At 58.4% G+C, this 8,707-nt stretch carries 9 protein-coding genes; 6 read left to right on the top strand and 3 right to left on the bottom strand.

Going from position 1 to position 8,707, the window contains the following annotated elements; genetic code table 11:
• Window positions 1-34: 34 nt before the first annotated feature.
• The 3 genes from VGK14_RS14090 to ccmA form a co-directional block, all read right to left on the bottom strand.
• On the bottom strand, window positions 35-775 hold the full coding sequence (locus tag VGK14_RS14090) for a heme ABC transporter permease (RefSeq protein ID WP_331509731.1): 741 nt from the start codon (window positions 773-775) through the stop codon (window positions 35-37).
• A 268-nt stretch (window positions 776-1,043) separates the two neighbouring features.
• On the bottom strand, window positions 1,044-1,718 hold the full coding sequence (ccmB, locus tag VGK14_RS14085) for a heme exporter protein CcmB (RefSeq protein WP_331509730.1): 675 nt from the start codon (window positions 1,716-1,718) through the stop codon (window positions 1,044-1,046).
• Window positions 1,715-2,332: a cytochrome c biogenesis heme-transporting ATPase CcmA gene (ccmA, locus tag VGK14_RS14080; RefSeq protein WP_331509729.1), complete on the bottom strand. Its 618-nt coding sequence runs from the start codon at window positions 2,330-2,332 to the stop codon at window positions 1,715-1,717. The genes ccmB and ccmA overlap by 4 nt, the downstream gene beginning before the upstream one ends.
• 455 nt (window positions 2,333-2,787) lie before the next feature.
• Between ccmA and VGK14_RS14075 the strand changes: the two genes are divergently transcribed.
• The 6 genes from VGK14_RS14075 to VGK14_RS14050 all read left to right on the top strand — a co-directional run.
• Entirely contained in the window at window positions 2,788-4,278 is a 1,491-nt protein-coding gene (locus VGK14_RS14075; protein ID WP_331509728.1) for a sensor histidine kinase, read from the top strand.
• Window positions 4,256-5,635, top strand: a complete 1,380-nt coding sequence (locus tag VGK14_RS14070) for a sigma-54 dependent transcriptional regulator (RefSeq protein WP_331509727.1) — start codon at window positions 4,256-4,258, stop codon at window positions 5,633-5,635. Before VGK14_RS14075 ends, VGK14_RS14070 begins: the two co-directional genes overlap by 23 nt.
• A gap of 98 nt (window positions 5,636-5,733) precedes the next feature.
• Entirely contained in the window at window positions 5,734-6,315 is a 582-nt protein-coding gene (locus VGK14_RS14065; protein WP_331509726.1) for a tetratricopeptide repeat protein, read from the top strand.
• 101 nt (window positions 6,316-6,416) lie between these two features.
• Window positions 6,417-6,656, top strand: coding sequence for a cytochrome c (locus VGK14_RS14060; protein WP_331509725.1), 240 nt, complete (start codon window positions 6,417-6,419; stop codon window positions 6,654-6,656).
• Window positions 6,656-7,729: a ligand-binding sensor domain-containing protein gene (locus VGK14_RS14055; protein ID WP_331509724.1), complete on the top strand. Its 1,074-nt coding sequence runs from the start codon at window positions 6,656-6,658 to the stop codon at window positions 7,727-7,729. Before VGK14_RS14060 ends, VGK14_RS14055 begins: the two co-directional genes overlap by 1 nt.
• 37 nt (window positions 7,730-7,766) lie before the next feature.
• The coding region (locus VGK14_RS14050; RefSeq protein ID WP_331509723.1) for a ligand-binding sensor domain-containing protein at window positions 7,767-8,707 on the top strand (941 nt) is incomplete at its 3' end.

Below are 8,707 nucleotides of genomic sequence, written 5' to 3'. Positions count from 1 at the left end.
ATTTGAACAAAAGCCTGCAGACTTTCCCAATGCATTATTCCATCCCTCTCATATCCTGCACCCAGCCGGCTTCGCGCTCACGCTCCAGAATCACGCAGCGCACCCGCATCAGCACCACGGCGATGGTATACATCCAGAAGCCGACCGCCATCACCAGCATGCCGAGCAGCATGGTATGCGCCATCGCCGGCGCCTTGGTCATGCTGATCGTAGCGCCCTGATGCAACGTGTTCCACCATCTGACCGAAAAATAAATGATGGGCACGTTGATCACGCCCACCAGCGCAAACACCGCGCTGGTGCGGTCGGCGCGGCGCCGGTCGTCGATGGCCGACTGCAGCGAGATATAGCCAATGTACAAAAACAGCAGGATCAGCTCGGACGTCAGCCGCGCGTCCCATACCCACCATGCACCCCACATCGGCTTGCCCCACAGCGACCCCGTCAGCAGCGCCAGAAAAGTGAACAGCGCTCCGGTAGGCGCCAGGGCGGAAGCCATCATCGCCGACAGGCGGGCATTAAACCCCAGGCTCAGGGCAGAATACCCAGCCATGAGAACATAAATGAACATCGACATCCATGCCGCGGGAACGTGGAGGAAAATGATGCGATAGGCCTCGCCCTGCTGGAAATCGGTGGGCGCAACGAAAAAACTGATATACAGGCCGGCAGCGATCAATAGTACCGCGGCGGCTGAAAACCAGGGGATCATCCTGCCCGCCAATGGGAAAAACGCCGGCGGCGAAGAGTATTTGAACCAGTTGATTTTGCTCATCAGAGAGCCTATTCAGTAGGAAACGAATGTGCGCCGGCCATGCATTGCGCGCAGGGCCAGGCAAGAGCCGCGCGGTTTGGTCATCCAAACAAGCGGCGAGTAACAACGCCATGCGCGCAATGCATGGCCGGCCCGGAGGGTTTGAACACAAAAGAGCGTCTGCGGCGTGGCACCGCTTGCCAATGGAACGACCATTGGCTGCGCGTTGCACCTTGCCTCCATCCCCTTTGTGTTCAAACGCATCTTTCGTTTCCTACTGAATAGGCTCTCATTCCAATGCGATACGTAATGCAGCCGCTGCGGCATAAGGCGCGAAAACCGCCGAAACCGCAAGCATCGCGCCCACCAGCGATAGCCCGGCTTGCGCACCTAATCCGGCGGCGCTCGCCGTCACTGCTCCAGCGCCAAAAATCAGCACCGGGATATACAGCGGAAGCACCAGCAACGCCACCAGCACGCCGCCGCCACGCACCCCCAGCGTCAGCGCCGCGCCTATCGATCCGATCAGGCTCAGCACCGGCGTACCCAGCAGCAGGGAAACGGTGAGCACCAGAATTTCCCTGCCCGACAGGTCGAACTGCAAACCCAGCACCGGCGCCAGCACCACCAGCGGCAGCCCTGATATTAGCCAGTGGGCGAGCGTCTTGGCGATGATGGTCATGATTAACGGTTGAGGAGAAAGCAACATTTGTTCCAAAGTGCCGTCAAGATGATCCGCCGCGAACAGACGGCCCAGCGACAGCATCGTCGACAGTAATGCTGCTACCCACAGCACCCCGGGCGCGACCGCGCGCAGCATCGCAGGTTCCGCCCCCACTCCCAGCGGGAACAGGCTGGCGGCGATCACGAAAAAGAAAATGACCGAGGCCACATCCGCGCTGCGCCTTGCCGCCAGCAGCAGATCGCGCCGCAACAAGCTCAGCCATATCGACTGGCCGTTCATGCGGCCAACTGCACGATGTGCATGCGTTGGGATGCGATGCCAGGCTGTTGATGGGTAGTCAGCACCACCATTCCGCCCGCGCCGAGGTGCGTTTCTATATGCCTCTCCAGCAGTGCCGCAGCTTCAACGTCCAGCGCATTGAAAGGCTCATCCAGAATCCACAATACGGCATGACTCAGCCACAGACGCGCCAGCGCCACCCGCCGACGCTGCCCCTGAGACAACACGCGTAGCGGCAAGTTCGCACGCCCTTGCAACCCCACGGCTGCCAGCGCAGCCTGGGCTTGCGCAACGGTTACCGGCTGCCCGGCCAGAGCCTGTGCCACCCGTAGATTTTCCAATGCGCTCAGCTCATCCTTGACCGCCGGATGGTGGCCGATATAAGTGATCTGCGCAGCGTAATTCTCGCGCAGCCCCCGAATGTCTTCGTCGTCCCAGGTAATCCTTCCGGAAGCCGGCGGCGTCAAACCGCAGAGCATGCGCAGCAACGATGTCTTGCCGCTGCCATTCGCGCCTTTGATATGCAGCAACACGCCACGCTCAAGCGTGAAATTGAGGTTGCGGAACAGAGCGCGCCCACCGCGTTCGCATGCCAGATCATGTGCAGCTAGCATGATCCGGCTGCAAGACTGGATGCTGCTGACATCGGGGTAGCGAAAAACCTGCAGAAACTGCTTTCAAGAATGATCATTGGATGATTTCCGGAGCACGATGCCCCGGTCGAATTTTATCTGGAAATCCATCAAAAGCAACCGACGGCTCTTATTTAGCATGGCATATTTTTAAATAAATAACCCGATAATTATTATCAAATATTTGCGGCTTATATATGCAAACCATTGGAATTGAGAGCTGCGTTTGAGGTATCCTTTCAAATGGGGAACCGTAGCAGCTTAAGCAAGGCAGCATCGGCCGAATCCCATAAAACCATTTCCATGACATGGCTAATTAAGGATATTTGGATTTGAAAATGGTCATCAAAGACCAAACAACCGCCTCCGGCAATTTGAACGGCGACCGGGATCGAGATGCTACCGCAGCCGCCGCAACGCCTGCGCGTGGCAACGGCATGTCTTTGCGCACAAAGGGCATCTGGATGCTGGCGCTTTTCATCATCTTCATCATCTTCACCAGCTTCATCATCGACAAGGAACGCAGCGAACTCAGTAACGATACCGCGCAAATCCAGGCAGTACATATTGCCGAAGAAACCCAGTTCAGCCTGTATATGTCGGTTGCCAGGGCTGTCCTGATTGTGAATGAAAACCATGGCAATAAAGACACTTCGGCCGCAGCGCGCCGCATCGCGATCGAGATCGATGCGATATTGGCCGGGCTGAACGGATTGGTCGCCTCACACTCGAGCATAGCCAACGACATCGCCGCGTTGCAAAAAAACCTCACCGACCTGGACAGTCACCCCTCGCTTGTCGTCATCATCGACGTGCGCAACAACCTGCACCAGCTGATTATCGATCTGAGCGACATCAGCGCGATGCACAGGAAAGCCGAGTCGTTCTGGATGACACAGTACAACCGCACATTCCAACGCCTTTCGCTGGAATGGACGCTGTTCGCTATTTTCGGCGTCGTCACCCTGGGCAGCCTGGTCATGATATTCATCACCCGACTGGCCTGGGATATCCGGCGCGTGCAGGACCGCGCCTTGCAAATCGTCGAAGGTTACCGCGGTGAGCCACTGGCGGTTACCCGGAATGACGAACTCGGTTCGCTGATGGAGGGCATCAACCGCATGCAGCTGGAATTGCGCCAGCGCGAAATACAGGTGGAACTCAGCCGTCAGCAGCAATTTCACAAGGAAAAAATGGCCGCCGTCGGTTCGCTCGCCGCGGCTGTGGCGCATGAAATCAACAATCCGCTTTCCGCCATTGTCGGACTGTCGCAGGGCATGTCCGACCTGAAAGCGTCCAATCAGTGCAACGGAGGACAAGGCGTCTGTCAGCCGGAAGCCTTGCAGGTGCAAGCCCGCCGGGTGATGGAAATCACGCGCCAGATATTCGAGTTTTCCGCGCCCCAATCGGCAGAAGCCAAATTGCTGGATTTGAATAACCTGATCAGCAGCACGGCCAAGTTCGTCAGTTTCGACCGCCGTTTCCGCTCCATCGACCTGGTGCTTGCGCTGGATCCTCAGCTGCCCGCGGTATACGCCGTGGGCGACCATATCACCCAAGTACTGATGAACCTGCTGATCAACGCCGCCGACGCTTCGGACGGCAGGGCCGAACCCAGGCCGCGCGTCGTACTTTCGTCGCATCGCGACGAGTGCGGCGTAGTCATTACCGTAGCCGACAACGGTCCCGGAATGGAGCCCGCCATCCTCACCCGGGTATTTGAGGAATTCTTCACCACCAAGCCCCCCGGAAAAGGAACCGGGATCGGACTGGCCGTATCGAAATCATTAATTGAAGCAGCCGGCGGCAGTATCGCGATTGCCTCCGAACTTGGCGCCGGCACCACGGTCACGATCAAGCTTCCCGCAACCACCCCAGACATCGACCACATCGAGGAGAACAAATATGCACGTACTGGTAGTCGATGACGAAGCCGCCAACCGGCAGATCCTTTCGACCCTGATAGCACGCACCGGTTATTCGGTCGACGTCGCCGCAGGCGTAAAAGACGCCTCCGACAAACTGTCCAAGGGCGATGTGGACGTCGCCCTGTGCGACATCCGCATGCCCGACGGCGACGGTATCGAGTTGGTCCACAAGTTCAGGACGTCTGGGTCGGGGATCGATACGCAATTCATCATGGTGACCGCATTCGCCTCGATGGAAACCGCGGTGGAAGCGCTGAGAGCGGGTGCCACCGACTACATCGTCAAGCCGATCAACGAAGAAGACATCCTGCACCGGCTGGCCCAGGTCGAAGTCATGCGCGGCCTGCGCGAAGAAAACAAAGCCCTGCGCCGGCTGGTTGCCGGCGACCGCAGCCTGTACAAATTCACATCGCCGGCGATGCAGGAAGTAGACCGCCTGATCAGCAAGGTAGCCGGTACCAACAGTACCATCCTGATCACCGGCGAGAGCGGCACCGGCAAAGGCATCGCTGCCCGTGCCCTCCATGAGCAAAGCCCGCGCGCCGCCTTCCCTTTCATTCCGGTGAATTGCGGCGCCATTCCCGAAAATCTGCTCGAAAGCGAATTTTTCGGCCACACCAAAGGCGCTTTCACCGGGGCGGACAAGGCGCGCAAGGGCCTGTTTTCCCAGGCCGATCGGGGCACGTTGTTCCTCGACGAAATCGGTGAAATGCCGATGCATCTGCAGACCAAGCTGCTGCATGTGATCGAAGACAAGCAAGTGCGTCCGCTGGGCAGCGAGCAGACGCGCAGCGTAGACACCCGGATCATCGCGGCGACCAACCGCAATCCGGAAGAGATGGTGAAGGAAGGAAAATTCCGTGAAGACCTCTATTTCCGCCTGAGCATGTTCCATATCCGCATGCCGCCGCTACGCGAGCGCGGCAGCGACATCAACGGCCTGATACAGCATCTCCTGCACAGCGCCGGGGGCACATGGGCCGGGGAGGCCATGAAGCTCGACGCGGATGCTCATGATATCCTGCAATCCTATCACTGGCCCGGCAATATCCGGCAGCTGGAAAACGTCGTCAATCGCGCGAACATTCTCGCCGACGGCGGCTGTATCACCCTGGCCGACCTGCCGCCGGAAGTCACGCGCCACAGCACCAGCCCGAGCTCCATTGGCACGGTTGTTGCTCAAGAGGGAGGGTTACGAGACCAGATGCGCCAAGTCGAGGCTTCATTAATCGCCAAAGCGTTAAGTGACGCCGGCGGCGACCGCAAGGATGCGGCGCAAAGACTGGGAATCGGGCTTTCCAGCCTGTATCGGAAACTGGAAGAATTATCAGATTTGGTAAACACCGACCACGGATGACAGCAGGGGCTGATTACAGTCCCGGATTGGCATGAAGACAAATGATGAATAAATCGAGCCGCATGTTATGGCCGGCAGCGCTTCTGTGCTGGTCATCATTGCTTTTTGCAGGCCCTGCCGAAGACTATGAAACCGGTTACAAGGCCTTCAATTCGGGGAATATCGCGGATGCGATGGCGCCGCTAAGGCACGCCGCAGATGGCGGGCATGCGGCCGCCCAGGCGTTGCTCGCCTACATTCTTAACGGCGCCGAATTCAACGAGGAAGCCGCCGCCTACTATCGAAAATCCGCGGAGCAGGGAAATTCCGACGGCGAGTTCGGCCTGGGTTCGATGTATGCGATCGGTGAAGGCGTTCCGCAGAGCTTCGTCGAGGCTCGCAAGTGGGTGATGAAATCAGCCAGCCAGGGCAACAAAAACGCCATCGCAATGTTGGCGCAATCCTATATCAGCGGCGGCTTGGAGTTCGACGAAGCCGCGCGTCACGGGCCCGAAGCCTTGGCTTGGATCAAACGTGCTGCGGAATTTGATTATCTACCGGCGCTGATCAATCTCTCCACCGCTTATCGCACCGGCCAGTACGGGCTCGCGGTCGATCCAGCGATGGTGGAAAGCCTGAATGCCAGAATCAGCAAGGTGCGGGAGCAAAAAAACAGCGAGCCCAAGCCCGCTAAAAAGTGAATCGGAGTTCGACCATGCGGAATTTATCTTTTTCTTTGGTGCGACGCGTACTGCTGCCGACCGTTTTTGCATGTCTATGGTTGCCCGCAGCAGCTTCTGCCATGGACGTGATTAACGGCAAGCGCCTGTATGTGGCCAACTGTGCGGGCTGCCACGGCAGCGACGGCCAAAGCGTAATACCCCAGGCGCCTAGTTTCGCGCGGGGCGAGCGCCTGCAGCAGGCCGACTTCACCCTGGTCAACTTCATCAAAACCGGCTCTCAAACGCATCCCCCATTCCTCGGCATCATTGTCGAGAAGGAAATGTACGATGTGGTGGCTTACCTGAGGATTATCCGTTAATGCCTGCAAAACTCAATCTCGCCGTCACCGCGCTCGTTTTCTCGGTCAATGTGCTGGCAGCTGCGCCCCTTCCCGCCGCAGGTGGGAACGAACATGTGATCGACACCTTCGAGGTAGGGCCGGACGTTTATGTGCGGGCACTGACTGTGGAAAAATCGACCAATACCATGTGGGTAGGCACCTCTGCGGGCGTGCATGAGATCGACATCAAGACCACCCAGCCGCGCAACACTTTCACGCGCCAGAGCGGACTCGCGAACGAGTATGTATTTGCCGTGGGCATCGACAGCAAGGGCTATAAATGGTTCGGCACCGATGCCGGTGGTGCTTCGCGTTACAAGGACGGTCAATGGAAGACTTATTTCCCGATGCACGGCCTTGCGGACTACTGGATTTATGCCTTCGCCAATGACAAGCGCGGCGACCTGTGGATAGGTACTTGGGCAGGGGCCAACCGCTTCGACATCAAGACCAAAAAATTCACGACTTACGTCAAGGAACTCATCAACGAATGGGTCTACGGCATCGACGTGGATGCGCAGGGCCGCGTATGGTTCGGCACCGAGGGCGGCGTGTCAATGTTCGACGGCAAGACCTGGAAGTCGTGGACACACAAGGACGGCTTGGGCGGCCCAAACCCGAACAACCTGCCGGCCAGCCCCAATACCGGCCTCGGCACGCGCTCGCGCCATAACCTCACCACACAAGTCGCGGGTTTGCCGAGCTACAACCCGAATTATGTCTTTTCGCTGATCGCGGCTCCGGATGGCACCATCTGGGCCGGCACCTGGGGCGGTGGCGTATCGCGCTATGACGGTACCGCCTGGACCAGTTTCACCACGCGCGACGGCCTCGCCGGAAACGTCGTGTATTCGATGATGCGTGATTCCAACGGCGTTTTCTGGTTCGGCACGGACAACGGCGTATCGCGCTACGACGGCAAAACCTGGCGCCAATTCGGCACCAAGGAAGGCTTGCTCGACAACAACGTCTACGCCCTCGCAATAGCCCCGGACGGCATTGTATGGGTAGGCACCAAGCGCGGGGTCGCGCGCATAGGTAAAACCAAATAGCAGCAGCCGTTCAGCGAATCAAATTACGAGGAAAAACATGCAAGTTGGACACAAGACAGTAGCGGTTTCCGTCATCGTCGTCGCGGGGCTGGTGGCGGGAGCCTATTCGGTAGGCAAGAAAAACGCCTTGCCTGCAGACCCGCCCATGCCGGCCCATGCCGCACCTGCTGCGGCGCCGGCAGCCCAATCCACGCATGAAGGCAAGGTCACCGTCGACCCCACGCGAAAATTTACCCATTTCCGTGTCGGCGACAAGAACGTCAAATCCATCTATGCCGACGGCAAGGTGATGTGGATAGGCACCTCCGGCGGCCTGATCCGTTACGACACGCAAAACGACACCTTCAAGCTGTTCGACGCACGCAATGGCCTGCTTTCCAATGGCGTGTTTTTCGTCGGCAGGATCAAGGGCAACATTGCCGTCGGCACTTACGGCGGCGGACTCACGATGTTGGACGAGGCCGGCAAGCCCCTGAAATCCTACAACATCCCCGAAGGCCTGGGCGATGCCTTCGTCTACGACATGGTCGAAGCGAAGAATGGCGACATCTGGATCGCCACCTGGTCCGGCGCCAACCGCATACGCGGCGGCGCACTGGATGACCGCAGCAAATGGGATTTATATACCGTCGAGAACACCAAGGGCGGCTTGCCCAACGATTGGGTATATGGCTTGTCCGAAGGCAGAAACGGCGACATATGGCTTGCCACCGAAGGCGGCATCGCACGCTTCGCCAGCAACAAATGGGAAAACTGGAACCACGCCAGAGGCCTGGGCGCGGACTACGAGAAAGTGAAGGATGCCATCGCCTACACCAGCGACCCAGGCAAAGCATCTTCGCACCACGCCCAGCAGAAAAAGGAAATGGGCCTGCAAGGCGTCAGCGTGGCTTACAACCCCAATTACGTGGTATCGATGGAAGTCGACCGCCAGGGACAGGTATGGGCAGGCACCTGGGGCGGCGGCCTGTCGCGTTT

This window comes from Novimethylophilus sp. (genome assembly GCF_036504375.1).
GTDB lineage: Bacteria > Pseudomonadota > Gammaproteobacteria > Burkholderiales > Methylophilaceae > Novimethylophilus.
Note: the sequence above shows the minus strand (reverse complement) of the source record. Positions and strands in the feature narration are given on the sequence as shown.